General features: G+C 41.9%; 14 protein-coding genes. 7 read left to right on the plus strand and 7 right to left on the minus strand.

Going from position 1 to position 13,161, the window contains the following annotated elements; genetic code table 11:
- Positions 1-191: 191 nt before the first annotated feature.
- Both HBHAL_RS06055 and HBHAL_RS06060 read right to left on the minus strand, forming a co-directional pair.
- The gene (locus tag HBHAL_RS06055) at positions 192-767 is read right to left on the minus strand and encodes an HTH-type transcriptional regulator Hpr (protein WP_014642460.1); all 576 of its coding nucleotides are present in this window, start codon (positions 765-767) and stop codon (positions 192-194) included.
- Between the two features lie 142 nt (positions 768-909).
- Positions 910-1,416 carry a GbsR/MarR family transcriptional regulator gene (locus HBHAL_RS06060; RefSeq protein WP_014642461.1) on the minus strand — a complete coding sequence of 169 codons (507 nt, stop codon included), beginning with the start codon at positions 1,414-1,416 and terminating at the stop codon, positions 910-912.
- 283 nt (positions 1,417-1,699) lie between these two features.
- On the opposite strand from HBHAL_RS06060, the gene proV reads away from it, so the two are divergent.
- The 3 genes from proV (at position 1,700) to HBHAL_RS06075 (ending at position 4,741) form a co-directional block, all read left to right on the plus strand.
- Positions 1,700-2,902: a glycine betaine/L-proline ABC transporter ATP-binding protein ProV gene (proV, locus tag HBHAL_RS06065; RefSeq protein ID WP_014642462.1), complete on the plus strand. Its 1,203-nt coding sequence runs from the start codon at positions 1,700-1,702 to the stop codon at positions 2,900-2,902.
- Positions 2,886-3,731 carry an ABC transporter permease gene (locus HBHAL_RS06070; protein ID WP_014642463.1) on the plus strand — a complete coding sequence of 282 codons (846 nt, stop codon included), beginning with the start codon at positions 2,886-2,888 and terminating at the stop codon, positions 3,729-3,731. Before proV ends, HBHAL_RS06070 begins: the two co-directional genes overlap by 17 nt.
- 62 nt (positions 3,732-3,793) lie before the next feature.
- On the plus strand, positions 3,794-4,741 hold the full coding sequence (locus HBHAL_RS06075; protein WP_014642464.1) for a glycine betaine ABC transporter substrate-binding protein: 948 nt from the start codon (positions 3,794-3,796) through the stop codon (positions 4,739-4,741).
- Positions 4,742-4,788: 47 nt separating this feature from the next.
- Here HBHAL_RS06075 and HBHAL_RS06080 read toward each other — a convergent pair whose 3' ends face one another.
- From HBHAL_RS06080 to HBHAL_RS06090, 3 genes are all read right to left on the minus strand, one after another.
- On the minus strand, positions 4,789-5,196 hold the full coding sequence (locus HBHAL_RS06080; protein ID WP_014642465.1) for a YtxH domain-containing protein: 408 nt from the start codon (positions 5,194-5,196) through the stop codon (positions 4,789-4,791).
- 188 nt (positions 5,197-5,384) lie between these two features.
- On the minus strand, positions 5,385-5,939 hold the full coding sequence (locus HBHAL_RS06085) for a tryptophan transporter (RefSeq protein WP_014642466.1): 555 nt from the start codon (positions 5,937-5,939) through the stop codon (positions 5,385-5,387).
- Between the two features lie 128 nt (positions 5,940-6,067).
- Positions 6,068-6,502, minus strand: a complete 435-nt coding sequence (locus HBHAL_RS06090) for an HIT family protein (protein ID WP_014642467.1) — start codon at positions 6,500-6,502, stop codon at positions 6,068-6,070.
- A 148-nt stretch (positions 6,503-6,650) separates the two neighbouring features.
- On the opposite strand from HBHAL_RS06090, the gene HBHAL_RS06095 reads away from it, so the two are divergent.
- The 3 genes from HBHAL_RS06095 (at position 6,651) to HBHAL_RS06105 (ending at position 10,110) form a co-directional block, all read left to right on the plus strand.
- Positions 6,651-7,394 (plus strand): ABC transporter ATP-binding protein, encoded by a 744-nt coding sequence (locus tag HBHAL_RS06095; RefSeq protein ID WP_014642469.1) that lies wholly within the window; start codon positions 6,651-6,653, stop codon positions 7,392-7,394.
- A complete protein-coding gene (locus tag HBHAL_RS06100; RefSeq protein ID WP_014642470.1) occupies positions 7,387-8,601 on the plus strand; it encodes an ABC transporter permease in 1,215 nt (404 codons plus the stop codon). Before HBHAL_RS06095 ends, HBHAL_RS06100 begins: the two co-directional genes overlap by 8 nt.
- A gap of 801 nt (positions 8,602-9,402) precedes the next feature.
- Positions 9,403-10,110 (plus strand): EcsC family protein, encoded by a 708-nt coding sequence (locus HBHAL_RS06105; protein ID WP_014642472.1) that lies wholly within the window; start codon positions 9,403-9,405, stop codon positions 10,108-10,110.
- On the opposite strand, the gene HBHAL_RS06110 is transcribed toward HBHAL_RS06105, so the two are convergent.
- Together HBHAL_RS06110 and HBHAL_RS06115 are read right to left on the minus strand one after the other, a co-directional pair.
- Complete coding sequence (locus HBHAL_RS06110; RefSeq protein WP_014642473.1) at positions 10,107-11,291, minus strand: amidohydrolase; 1,185 nt, start codon at positions 11,289-11,291, stop codon at positions 10,107-10,109. The genes HBHAL_RS06105 and HBHAL_RS06110 overlap by 4 nt on opposite strands.
- A gap of 414 nt (positions 11,292-11,705) precedes the next feature.
- Positions 11,706-12,143, minus strand: coding sequence for a ferritin-like domain-containing protein (locus tag HBHAL_RS06115; protein WP_014642474.1), 438 nt, complete (start codon positions 12,141-12,143; stop codon positions 11,706-11,708).
- Between the two features lie 191 nt (positions 12,144-12,334).
- Between HBHAL_RS06115 and liaF the strand changes: the two genes are divergently transcribed.
- Positions 12,335-13,159, plus strand: coding sequence for a cell wall-active antibiotics response protein LiaF (liaF, locus tag HBHAL_RS06120; RefSeq protein ID WP_014642475.1), 825 nt, complete (start codon positions 12,335-12,337; stop codon positions 13,157-13,159).
- The last annotated feature ends 2 nt before the right edge of the window (positions 13,160-13,161 follow it).

Raw genomic sequence — 13,161 nt, forward strand, 5'->3', positions numbered from 1 at the left:
AAGTAACAGAATAGGAAAGGCATAGTGACAGGAGGTTTAGGAGGGGAAGGAAGTCTAAAGGGGGAGGCGGACTGCCGCGGGGCCTGTAAAAAGAGACTACTTCTTAGGAAAGAAGAAAAAAGTTTTTGAAAATTTCACCAGACACACAAAAAATCCCTTCCTGAAGTGGTGACTTCATGGAAGGGAAAACATTAGGAAGATTTAGATTGATTTTTAAAATCATCGAGATCAGCAGGCTTTTCTTGAACAGAAGCTTCATCTTCAATGTTTTCTAAGGAACGTTCAAGAATTTCCATATATTCTTCTCCGTAAATTTCCTTTATGAGAGCAGATAAGTCTAGAAATTCCGGTAATTTACCGTACATTTCCGTCATTGGAAGTGAACCGCGAAGAACCGAATTATCTTCCGGGTTGTATTCGCTTAAGGTAGCCTCAAGAAGCTCGTTACCATCATCCGTAAGTTCTATATACGTATTTCTTTTATCGTTTTCACGTTTAGAAAATTGAAGGAGACCGCGTTTTTCTAGTTTCTTTGAGAAGTTAAACGCTGTAGAGACATGCATGACTCCAAACTTGGAAATTTCAGAGATGCTGGCCCCTTTCAAATGATAGGCAATCCATAGAATATGGTGTTCATTGATGTTGAGCTCAAAAGGCTTTGCCCATTCTTGCCAATCTTTTTCGATGGCTTTCCAAAGCGCCTTGGATAGTTGAGCCATTTTATGACTATAAAAAATAGCTTCTCGCTTAGAAATTTTTTCCTTCATACATCTCACCTTCTTTACGTATTGGTTACATCCATTGTGACAGGTTTGTTGACATATTGAAAGTGATAATGCGCAAGAATACTATTTTTGTAAAACAATCTGAATATTTTCCGTCCTGTTTAGTGGCTCATAACAAAAAAACTTATTCGGGGTCCAATTTGTGGAATGTTTTCAATATATTTTCATGAAATCCAATCATTTGTTCCAGCCTTTGATATAAAAGATCAGCATCTTCCATCTGTTTCTCACTGGAAAACTCGCGATACCGATTTTTCAGCTGATTTTCGACTTTTTTTAAATTCGTTTCCTGTTCATTGGCTGCCGTCTGCCATTTTCTAATATAGGAAGACATGAAATTTTTATAGATGCTTTTATTAGCTTGAAATAAGTCTTTTCGAACCCCTTTTTTCCATACACGGTTCACCAGCCCCTGATCTATCAAGGAACGGACACCTGTACTCATGGAGGTTTTGCTCTTTCCGAGAGCCTGACTCATTTCATCGAGGGTCATAGGATGAGGATGAATATAGATCGTAACGAATAATCTCGCTTCAGCAGGTGTCAAACCAAACATTTCTAAGGTTTTAGAGAATTCAGTTATGACTTTTGTATGAATATCTTCTAGCGATTGATGATCTTTTAATACCATAAGATCCTCCTTCAAATCATTGCTACACTTACATTACTATTAATTGGATAAAAATGAAAATTAACTATAAGCAAGTAAATTGGAGTATTTCGTAGTAATTCAAAATAAATAACCTAAATCATTCTGTAAAGTTTATACTGTACGTAATTTTTAAACTAAAACAAATGTATTTATAGTTTGAACTATTTATTACAAATAGGTTACAGTTATAAGGTGGAAAGATGAGTGCGGATAAAATTTCGACATAGACGTACCATAATAATAAAAACTAGAGGTGATAGACGTGCCGATTATTCAAGTAGAGAACTTGTCCAAAATCTTCGGTAAGCAGGCTAAGAAAGCCACCAAGTATTTGGATGAAGGTTTATCCAAGGAAGAAATCCTTGAGAAGACTGGAAATACAGTAGGGGTCAACCGGGCTTCCTTTGATGTTGAAGAGGGAGAAATCTTCGTAATTATGGGACTATCCGGAAGTGGTAAATCCACGCTTGTTCGTTTAGTCAATCGACTGATCGAGCCAACAGAGGGCAGTGTTTACATTGACGGACAGGACTTAGCCAAAATGGATAGTAAAAGTCTCAGAGAAGTCCGCCGCCAAAAATTAAGTATGGTATTTCAGCGATTTGCTTTATTTCCGCACCGTACAATCCTTGAAAACGCTGAGTTTGGTTTAGAGGTACAGGGCATCGATAAAGAAGAGAGACAGAAAAAAGCAAAAGAGTCATTAGAAATGGTGGGACTTGGCGGATACATTCATCAGTTCCCTTCCCAACTATCTGGCGGTATGCAGCAGCGTGTTGGACTAGCCCGTGCTTTGGCCAACGAGCCTGAAGTTCTACTTATGGACGAAGCCTTTTCGGCATTGGACCCATTAATTAGAAAAGAAATGCAGGATGAGCTGCTGGAACTGCAGCAAAAAATGAAGAAAACCATCCTATTCATTACACATGATTTGGATGAGGCGCTTCGGATTGGAGATCGAATCGCCTTGATGAATGATGGTAAAATTGTCCAGATCGGTACGCCGGAAGAAATTCTTGTCAACCCGGCGAATGATTATGTTGAAAAATTCGTAGCAGACGTAGATCGCTCCAAAGTATTAACGGCCGAACACATTATGAAACGTCCAGAAACCGTTGATGTTGAGAAGCATGGGCCAAGAACAGCACTTGAGCGCATGCGTAAGGAAGGTCTTTCAAGCATTTACGTTACTGATGCCAATCGTAAGCTGTATGGATACGTACTGGCCGATGATGTGGCTAAGGCTGTTAAAAATGATCAAAAAGATCTGAAAGAAATTATGCGGACGGATATTCTGAAAGTTGAAAAAGACACATCCATGTCAGAAATCTTCAACCTGATCCATGATGCACCGGTCCCTGTCGCCGTAGTTGAAAACGACAGATTATTAGGCATTATTGTGCGAGGAGCAGTAATTGCCGCACTAGCCGGAAATGAGGTGAATCTAAATGGAAGTGATTCCTAAAATACCTGTGGCTGAATGGGTATCTTCTTTTACTGAATGGGTTACCGACACATTTGAGCCTTTATTTGATTTTATAAAAAATGATTTTGGCGATTTTATTGAAATGTTTGCTGAAGACTGGCTAATGAGTATTCCGATTTGGTTATTTATTATTGTTGTAGGTGCTATTGCTTTCTTTATCTCCGGTAAGAAACTGGGCTTGACCGCATTTTCGGTTGTAGGCCTGTGGTTCATTTCCAACCAGGAGCTATGGGAAGAATTGATGAATACATTTACGCTTGTCATATTCGCCAGTTTGATCTCGGTCATTATTGGTGTCCCTTTTGGGATATGGATGGCCAAGAGCGGAACCGTGGAGAAAATTCTGACTCCTATTTTGGACTTTATGCAGACGATGCCGGCTTTCGTTTATCTAATCCCGGCTGTAGCCTTCTTTAGTATCGGAATGGTGCCAGGGGTGGCTGCATCTGTTATTTTCGCTACACCGCCTACGGTCCGTTTTACCAATCTGGGGATCCGTCAGGTGTCTCATGAATTAATCGAAGCATCCGATTCATTTGGTACAACGAACACGCAGAAATTATTTAAAGTTCAATTGCCAATGGCTAAGAAAACGATTATGGCAGGAATTAATCAGACGGTTATGCTTGCTTTGTCTATGGTTGTTATTGCTTCCATGATCGGTGCCAAAGGTCTGGGGCAGACGGTTATTACCGGACTGCAGCGTGCTGATGTGGGAACAGGTTTTGTGGCCGGTCTTGGAATTGTAATTCTGGCTATTATTATTGATCGCTTTACGCAGAATTTGAACACCCAACGTGGTGAATAATGGTTTTAAATGAGGGCTGGAAGGCCAGTCCTCATCTAATAAATAAAAAAGGAGCAAATAACATGTTTAAATTTGATTGGAAACGTCTTAGTGTAGCAGCTGGTCTTTCGTTGACTCTTGTAGCAGCAGGCTGTGGATCGTCTGATGAAGGTTCTGAAGGAACAAGTGGCGACAGCAATGAAGGTGGAGAGTCTACTTCAGAAGAAGTGAACTACGGAGAAGAAATGAGCTATGAAATTACAGGTATCGAGGCTGGAGCAGGTGTTGTTAAGGCTGCTCAAAGTGCTGTAGAAGAATATGAAAACCTGGCCGGGTGGGAAGTTTCTACCTCCTCTTCAGGTGCTATGGCTACAGCATTAGGACAGGCTGTTGAGAATGAAGAACCTATCATCGTAACAGGCTGGACACCGCACTGGAAATTCGCTAAATATGACTTGAAGTATCTTGAAGATCCTAAAGAAGTTTTCGGTGGAGAAGAGCAAATTAAAACCATGGTACGTAAAGGGTTGAAAGAAGAAAAACCAAATGCTTACAAAATTTTAGATCAGTTTAATTGGACAGCCGCTGATATGGAAGAGGTTATGCTTGAAATCAATGATGGTGCTGAACCTGCCGAGGCAGCGAAAAACTGGATCGAGAATAACCAGGAAGCTGTAAGTTCTTGGACAGAAGGTACAGAAGAAGTGGACGGCACAGAAGTTGAACTTGTGTTTGTAAACTGGGATTCAGAAATTGCTTCTACGAACGTTGTGGCAGAAGTTATGAAACAGCAAGGTTTTAATGTGACCATTACGCCGCTTGACAATGGACCAATGTGGGAATCTGTTTCAGAAGGAGAAGTGACCGGAATGGTAGCTGCATGGCTTCCAGCAACACACGGTGACCTTTATGAACAGCATAAGGATAACCTTGAAGACCTTGGTGCGAATCTAGAAGGCGCTAGAGTTGGATTGGTTGTTCCGAAGTATATGGAAGTTGACTCCATTGAAGATTTAAAACCAGCTGAATAATATAAAAAACCGGAAGGCGGGAAACCGCCTTCCGGTTTTTTTAATGGTTATTTCGCTTCATCATTGGGTGGATTACCATCCTCGGCATCATTTCCCTGCTCGGCTTTTGCCTTTTCTTCCAATTCCTTTAGACTTTCTTCAATCTGTTCTAAGTATTTCTGGATGTTTTTTTGGTGCGGCTCTACGGTTTTTTTCCAGCTTTCAATAGATGTTTTTACATCTTCAGATAGTTCTTTGATCAAATCAGCTCCCTCTTTGGAAGTCTGAGCAATCTGATCCTTCAACTGCATGCCATCTTCCCGCAGACTTAGTACGGTGTTTTTTAGACTTTCGCTTTTTAAGCGGGCGCCTTCTCTAAATTCACGTCCAGATGAAGGGGCACTGAGCAGTGTATAAGCAGCTCCTGCGATCCCGCCCACGATGATACCTAAAGTTAAGGATTTTGCATTTGGCATAAAAAATCTCCTTTCCTATCTCCTGCTTTATTATTTTCTCTTATAATGAATGAACCAAACATAAAATAATAAATAAAAAATAGAGTACGATGAAGATAACCTGAAAGTGATTTCTTTGGTGATAGTAAACAGAAGGCACTACATCTGATGCAGTGCCTTTAACTTCTTATAATTCTTCCAATAACCCTTCAGTTCCCTTTGGAAATGGAAGGGGAAGAAACGGGGAGAACTTCATTTATGCTGGATCTTCTTAAAATGGAAACAGCAATTGGATATATAATCGCCATGAACGCGAGGTTCAAGGCAGCAGTTGGTAAAACAACTGTTAGGAACATGACAGAAAAGCTTGCTTGCATTAAACCGATAACATACAGTACAAGGCTTAAAAAGATAGTCCCGCTGATTACGGTCCCCACAGCTGCCAATGCAGGTGCGCCCCACTTGGAATGGCGTAAAGGACGAATCATTAAGACAATTCCAAACACGAGTAAGCCTGTTACAGGTTTATCAATTAAATTCGCTAACTGACCTCCCGGAACCGTCGTAGTTAATGCGGAAATAAAACCGGTAGCAATCGATAAGATGAGCACATACGGAAGCTTAGGGAATAATAAAATACCTAAGAACATCATGGCAAGCATCATATCCGGCCTCATTCCCAGGAAGAACGGGGGCACAATTGCGTGCAGAACTGCTCCAATTCCAACAAATAAAGATAGCATGACTAACACTCGAGTATTCATTTGTACATCTCTCCTCAACTAAACTAGTCTCTTTTTAATTTACAATCCAAACGTGCCCTCGTGGCCGCTTGCGAATGCATAGCTGTATTATACCAAAATGAGTGTTTAAAAATCAAAGCATCGCACCGTTATTTAGGAATATTCTGGTTGATTTCTCCGGCAATACTTTGTAAATCTTCCGGGGCATAGTCATCGGCATGTGTTTCCCATTTGGCTTCAAATCCATCTTGATCACCGTATCTCGGCAGCAGGTGGATATGTAAATGATAAACAGATTGACCAGCCGGGGCTTCGTTATTATTTAAGACATTCATCCCAATTGGGTCGTAGGTTTCTTTAATGGCATTCGCAATCTTTGGAATGCGGGAAAATAATTTCTCCGCCACATCCGGGTGCGTATGATAAATGTCTTTGGAATGCTGCTTAGGAATTACCAGCGTGTGGCCTTTCGTCACTTGACTGATATCAAGAAACGCATAAACGTCTTCATCCTCATAAACTTTGGCTGATGGAATATCTCCATCCAGGATTTTGCAGAAAATACAATCTTGTGCTTCAGACATATCCAACACTCCTTTAACTTTTGTTCTATTGTATCACAAAAGCAGCGGTCACCTCGACGGCTCAGCATCCTTTCTTCGTCTATGCAAGTTATGAAGGAATTGTGGTAGAATTTGATATGAATGTATGCTTATGAAATGAGGGATCAAGTTGAGTTCGTTACTTCAAGTGAATAACCTTCACGGAGGTTATACCCATAAAAATGTACTGCACGGAATTTCATTTCAAGTACAGGCTGGTGAAATTGTTGGACTAATTGGATTAAATGGAGCGGGGAAAAGTACAACGATTAAACACATCATTGGCATGATGCAGGCGAAGGATGGAGAAGTTTCCATTAATGGAACATCATTCGAGAAAAACCCCGAAGAATACCGCCAGCAGCTTGGCTACATACCCGAAATGCCGATTCTGTATGATGAATTGACGTTATTTGAACATCTTGAGTTAACAGCTATGGCTTACAACGTACCGGAAGACTTGTTTAAGAAACGTCTGGATCCATTGCTCAAAGAGTTTCGAATGGAGAAGAAGCTCAAGTGGTTTCCCGTTCATTTTTCCAAAGGGATGCGACAAAAAGTAATGATCATGTGTGCCTTTTTAATTGAGCCGGAACTATATATTGTCGATGAACCATTCGTGGGTCTTGACCCTCTCGGAATCCAGTCCTATTTACAACTGATGGAGGATATGAAAGACAAAGGAGCCGGTGTGCTTATGTCGACACATATTCTGGCTACCGCTGAAAAATACTGCGATCGCTTCATTATTCTTCACGATGGAAAAATCCGAGCGATGGGGACACTGGAGGAATTGAGGCAATCCTTTAAGCGCCCGCGTGCATCTCTAGATGAAATATACGTTCAACTGACAAAGGAAGACGATCATGATTAATGCCAAAGAGCTTTGGAATCGCAGGGTTTCGGAACATTTGAAAGAGACAAGCCGCTACTTAAAGTACATCTTTAACGAACACATTGGTATAGCCTTATTCTTCTTTCTAGCGACTCTTGCTTATTATTATCAGCAATGGCTGGCTGATCTTCCAGCGTCATTTCCGACCGCATGGATAGTAGGGATTGCTTTTGGGTTGATTACAAGCTATAGTCCCGTACGGACTCTCCTGAAAGAACCGGACCTGGTGTTCCTGATGCCAGCTGAATACCAGCTGGATACGTATTTTAAGAGAAGTCTATATTACAGCTTCATCGTGCAGATTTACACAGTTCTTCTTGTGGCAGCAGCCCTTGGCCCGCTTTATTTCGCCTCCTTTCCTGATCTTGGAAGCCGCCATTACCTTATGATGATCGCGGTCCTCTTTGTTATCAAAATATGGAACATGCTTTCCAACTGGTGGATGCTGAAAGAAAGAAATGCAAGGATCCGGAATACTGATCAAGTTGTAAAGATCGCCTTGAACATCATGATCTTTTATTTCCTTTCTCAAGGAGAATGGCTGTTTGCAAGTATCGTAACGATTCTGCTAGCTGCACTGGTGCTGTACACATACAGCCTTTCGAGCAAAAAAGCCGGACTCGCCTGGGATCTACTGGTTGAAAAAGACCAACAGAGAATGAGGACGTTTTACCGCATTGCGAACATGTTTATCGATGTACCGCATCTGAAAAATACTGTGAAGAAGCGTCATTCGCTCGTCCGGGTATTGCTTCAACCGGTTACGTACAAACAAAGCCGCACCTTTACGTATCTGTACCGGATTACGTTTATCCGGAGTAGTGATTATCTAGGAATGTATCTTCGTTTGATGGTTATTGGCGGACTTGCGATCTGGTTCGTACCGAATATATGGGTGAAAATTGCCTTTGCCATTTTATTTTTGTATTTGAGTGCTTTCCAGATGATGACTCTCTGGAATCACCACCGTACGAACATATGGCTCGATTTATATCCGATTAAAAGAGAGTGGAAGCAGGGAGCATTACTGGAATGGCTGCGTCAGATTATGCTGTTTCAAACGTTTGTATTTGGGGTGCTGTTTATTATTCAGTGGAACCTTTTGGGGCTGCTGATCGTATGGATTGGAGGAAGTGCCTTCAGCGTTGCCTTTATCCAGGGTTATGTCAAACAGAAGTTAACGTAATAAGAAAGGGGCGCAGATTGGTGCGCCCCTTTCTTATTACGTTTTGATCATAATTAATGAATTGCTTTAAAAGAATACCTTGAATTAGTGCCTTTATTTCTTATGAGTTACAAAATTGAGTCTTACAGATAAGCTCCCTTTTCTGTAAGACTCAGTTTCGAGATAGTTTGGGTCCGTTACTCTATGTGGAAGAGGGTTGGTGGGTAAATAACTCGCTTTCCTATGGGGGAACGGTGAGCTTCCTCGTTCGTTTCACTCTCTGCGGGATCTCACCTAGTCCCTTCTCCCATGGGAGTCTCGCCATTTCCCCACCAACCCAACTATAATTTTGTGAACGGACCCTTCTTTAGAAGGGCAGGTTGTTGGACTTAATCCTTTCTAAATCCAGTGGTATCAAACCTTTTCTATCAAAATTTAGAGAAAACAGGACTCATGGCATGATTTTATCTTTCCTATCCAAGTGATTTTTGCCAATGTTTCGAGCCTCTCATTTCAGCAAGGTCCGGAGGGGGATGATGAAGACTCCTGCGGGATAAACATGATCGGTGAGACCCCGGAAGTCGAAGACTGAGGAGGCTCAGCACATGCCCGCGGAAAGCGAATCATCCCCCGCAGGACCTTTCTTCTCATAAAGATATCTCGAAACTGAGTCTTCAACTAGCCGGCCCTATTGTTAAATAAGAGGTAGAGAGAAGGGTGAGTAATATTATGTTTTTTAAATTTGTGGATGTTTTGCTTTAGAGGCTTTCTAGTGTGTTTCATTGTATGATGAAGATATTCGAATAAAGAGGGGTGTTACTTGTGAACTATGAAGAAAAAGCGCTTAAGGAAGCTTTACGCTGGAGACGTTCTTTAGAAAAAAGATCATCTTTAATGCAGAGGCAATCGAAAAGAGTCCAGGCGGCTGTTAATAACAAAATCCCGGACAAAGTTCATAACGTGGTGACAGAAAGTATTCGAAAGATGATTGAAACAGCACTTACAACTTCTGAGTATGTTCGTCCATTGGAAGTAAATCCTGAATGGACCCTAGAGGAAAGAGAACAAAGGTTAGAGGGAATTTTAAAGCAGTATAAACAGACTGCAGCTTTTGAAGGAGCAGGAACGGGTTTCGGCGGTTTTTGGCTTGGTTTGGCAGATTTTCCATTGTTCCTTAGTATCAAGATGAAGTTCTTGTTTGATGCAGGACAGCTTTATGGGTTTAACGTAGATTCATATGAAGAAAGGGTATATTTACTGCATATATTTATGCTGGCTTTTTCCAGTGATGATGCCCGGAGGTCTATGAAAGATGTGGTATTGGACTGGGACAAGATTCCACAAAGCCGTAAACAAATTGATTGGAAAACGCTGCAGATTGAATACCGGGATACATTGGATTTCGTGAAATTGCTACAGCTCTTTCCGGGAATCGGAGCTGCTGTGGGGTATATCGCAAATGGAAGGCTGCTTCAGCATTTAGGGGAGACGACTAAGAATGCCAGCCGCCTCCGCTTGCTGAATAATTAAGAATTTTGGTGCTTTTCCTGGTAACTTCGATAAGCCTGCAATAAAGTTTTTGCGGCATGGTTCATCGCTTTTTCATCAAAATCAAACTTCGGATGATGGTGCGGATAATAATGATCGGAAATTTGAGCGCCGGTAAAGTAGAAAGCGCCGGGCTTTTCCAGCAGATAATAAGCGAAGTCTTCACCAGCCATCACTGGCTCCACCTCTTGCGTGCGGAGACTGCTGTCTGCTTCATGAGAACGCTGAAGGACAAGTTCGGCCTCTGCTTCGTGGTTGACTACTGGCGGATAGCCTTTTTCATAATTAAAGGAATAGTCGGCTTCATAGCCCGTACACGTACCTTTTATGATTTTTTCCATTTCTTCCATGATCAGCTGTTGTACTTCAGGATCAAACGTTCTGACTGTACCAGTCAACTTAGCCGAATCGGCAATAATGTTAAAGGTATGGCCTGCTTCAAATGTCCCTACAGATAAGACAGCTGTTTTAAGTGGATCCACTCTTCGGCTGACTATCTGCTGTAAAGAAGTGACGAGCTGAGAGGCAATGACAATTGCATCTTTCGTCTGGTGCGGCTGAGCTCCATGCCCGCCCTTACCTTGAATTACAATTTCAAAACGGTCGGCTCCGGCCATGAAGGGTCCTTTTGCTGTTTCAATGACATTAGTGGGCGTGTTGACCCATAAATGAGTGCCGAATACAGCATCGATATGATCGAGTTTTCCGGAATCCACAATTGGCTTGGCTCCCCCGGGTGCATACTCTTCGGCGTGCTGATGCAGAAAGATCACTGTGCCCGGCAGGTCGTCTTGAAAAGGGACAAGTGCTTCGGCGAGCCCCAGCAGAGCTGCAGTATGGCCGTCGTGACCGCATGCATGCATAGCGCCGTCGTTTTGGGATTTGAATTCAAGATGATCGTTTTCTTCCTGTATCGGAAGAGCGTCAAAATCCGCTCTTAAGGCTACTGTCTTTCCAGGTTTTCCGCCTTCAAGTGTAGCGAGCACTCCATTACCGCCTACTTTTTTTTCGTAGGGAACCCCTAAGCGTTTATATGTATCTGCAATGTACTGGGCAGTTTCTTCTTCATAGAAAGAAACTTCAGGGTGCTGGTGCAGGTGTCTGCGTGTTTGAACCATTTGTTCATATTGTTCATCAATTGCTTGAAAGACGTCATTCCACATTCGTAACTTCCTCCTATGGTTTCTATAGATTGCATAAAGTGTAATATAAGTAACCCTAATTCTCAAACAAATTAGATTAGTCTAAAAAATGAGAGGTCTATTCTTTACAAAAAGACTCTGCTAAATCTCTAGTGTTTTTCAAGAAAGCTCCCTTTTCTGTAATACTCAGTTTCGAGATAACTCGGGTCCGTTGCCAAAAAATGGTGAGGGCGGCTACGGAAACAACTCGCTTCCTACGACCCTGCGTCGTGCAGGGCCGCGGTAAGCGAGCCGTTCCCTGGAGCCCCTTTCTCCACACAATATCTCGAAACTGAGTCTTCAACAATCCGGCCCTATTGTGTAGTATCTCTTTTGAATAGATAACGCTCATCAGGTACAAAAAAACCGCTGCTTAAGCAGCGGTTTTGAATTCGTCTATTCAGCTAATCGAGAATCCTGTAGCATACGACCGATTTCTTCATAGTGACCTGTTTCATCAGAGATTAAGTCATCGAGTTTAACTGCAAGTTCAGTAAGGCCAAGTTCTTCTGCCTGAACTTTACGCTCTTCATAACGCTTGATGGTTTGACGTTCAGCTTCTCTTGCTTCTTCAAGCATCGGTTTCACTTCTGTATGCTGCTTCACCTCTGCTGGAGTTGTAGTAGGCGTGCCGCCAAGTATGCTGATTTTCTCGGATAAGTAAAGAGCATGTGCTTGTTCATCAGCCACTTCGCTTTCGAAGAATGGTTTCAGTACAGAACGATATAGACCTGAAACAACCGCTGCGTTATACGTGTACATGATTGAAGCGGCATATTCGTTGGCCAAGTCTTCATTTAGTCCGTCGATTAATACCTTCATTTTTTCATCCATATGACAACATCCTTTCTATAAAAAAGTTGCACAGTTTAGGTATTCCCTGAGAGTTGCTGTTTAAACCCCACCTCAATATTTTCTAACTCCGACTTAAGACGGAGAATAAACCCACCTTCCGCTTGTTTCTAAGTGGTAGGAAAAAGGCTAAAGTAAGGATATTAAACGTTTCTTTTATTAAGAAGGGATTCATGGAAGAAATAGAGAATAACTCATCGCAGGATGAAAAAAGGGTGATTCAATTGAGGAAAAGAGCAGCAAATATTTTATTAGCGACAGGATTGGTTGTGATTGGAGCCATCCTTCTATTGGCCAACCTCGGGATTATTTCCTTGGAAATAGAGTTTTCGTGGTCTACGATTTATCCAGTTCTGTTAGCCGGAATTGGTTTGAAATTGTGGGGAGATTCTCTCTTGAAACAAGGAGGTTCCTGGACGTTAGGCTCCTTTCTTACAGTGTTTGGAGTCCTTCTCATTATGGATCGTTTTGAAGTGATCTCATTTCAGTTTGCGGATGTCCTGCGTTTGTGGCCGTTGTTATTTATATATATCGGTTTCAGTATATTTCTTGGCGGACAAAAAACGAAAAAATTTCAATTCGATACAAATGGAGCTGATTCCTACCACCAACCTTCTTTAGGCAAGAAGAGAAAATCAACTAAGATGCTTATTGGAGATCATTCCTATAATGATGAGAACTGGAAGGTCGAGCCAATGGATTTATGGAATGGCATAGGGGATTACAAGTTTGATTTCACCAGAGCGTTCATTCCTGATGGGGATACTCCGATCATTGTAAGAGGGTGGATTGGTGATGTGAAAATGATTATTCCGAATAACGTTCCGTTTCGTGTCGAAGCGAGGATTAAGACCGGGGATATAAAAGTGGCCGGCCAGACAGCCGATGGTTTTCGAAGAGAGATTGTTTATGAAACGGAAGATTACCAATTGGCTGACAGGAGATTATCTTTATGGATTGATTTCAATGTAGGTTCAATTAAGGTCGAGCGTGTGTAGGG

Source organism: Halobacillus halophilus DSM 2266 (genome assembly GCF_000284515.1).
Taxonomy (GTDB): Bacteria; Bacillota; Bacilli; order Bacillales; family Halobacillaceae; genus Halobacillus; species Halobacillus halophilus.

Excerpts from the sequence above, each read along its gene's own strand:
- HBHAL_RS06080 (WP_014642465.1), bottom strand. The coding sequence starts at position 5,196 with ATGCCAAATGCAAAATCCTTAACTTTAGGTATCATCGTGGGCGGGATC.
- HBHAL_RS06055 (WP_014642460.1), bottom strand. The coding sequence starts at position 767 with ATGAAGGAAAAAATTTCTAAGCGAGAAGCTATTTTTTATAGTCATAAA.
- HBHAL_RS06115 (WP_014642474.1), bottom strand. The coding sequence starts at position 12,143 with ATGGATGAAAAAATGAAGGTATTAATCGACGGACTAAATGAAGACTTG.
- HBHAL_RS06075 (WP_014642464.1), top strand. The coding sequence starts at position 3,794 with ATGTTTAAATTTGATTGGAAACGTCTTAGTGTAGCAGCTGGTCTTTCG.
- liaF (WP_014642475.1), top strand. The coding sequence starts at position 12,335 with ATGGAAGAAATAGAGAATAACTCATCGCAGGATGAAAAAAGGGTGATT.
- HBHAL_RS06060 (WP_014642461.1), bottom strand. The coding sequence starts at position 1,416 with ATGGTATTAAAAGATCATCAATCGCTAGAAGATATTCATACAAAAGTC.
- HBHAL_RS06110 (WP_014642473.1), bottom strand. The coding sequence starts at position 11,291 with ATGTGGAATGACGTCTTTCAAGCAATTGATGAACAATATGAACAAATG.
- HBHAL_RS06090 (WP_014642467.1), bottom strand. The coding sequence starts at position 6,502 with ATGTCTGAAGCACAAGATTGTATTTTCTGCAAAATCCTGGATGGAGAT.
- HBHAL_RS06100 (WP_014642470.1), top strand. The coding sequence starts at position 7,387 with ATGATTAATGCCAAAGAGCTTTGGAATCGCAGGGTTTCGGAACATTTG.
- HBHAL_RS06070 (WP_014642463.1), top strand. The coding sequence starts at position 2,886 with ATGGAAGTGATTCCTAAAATACCTGTGGCTGAATGGGTATCTTCTTTT.
- HBHAL_RS06085 (WP_014642466.1), bottom strand. The coding sequence starts at position 5,939 with ATGAATACTCGAGTGTTAGTCATGCTATCTTTATTTGTTGGAATTGGA.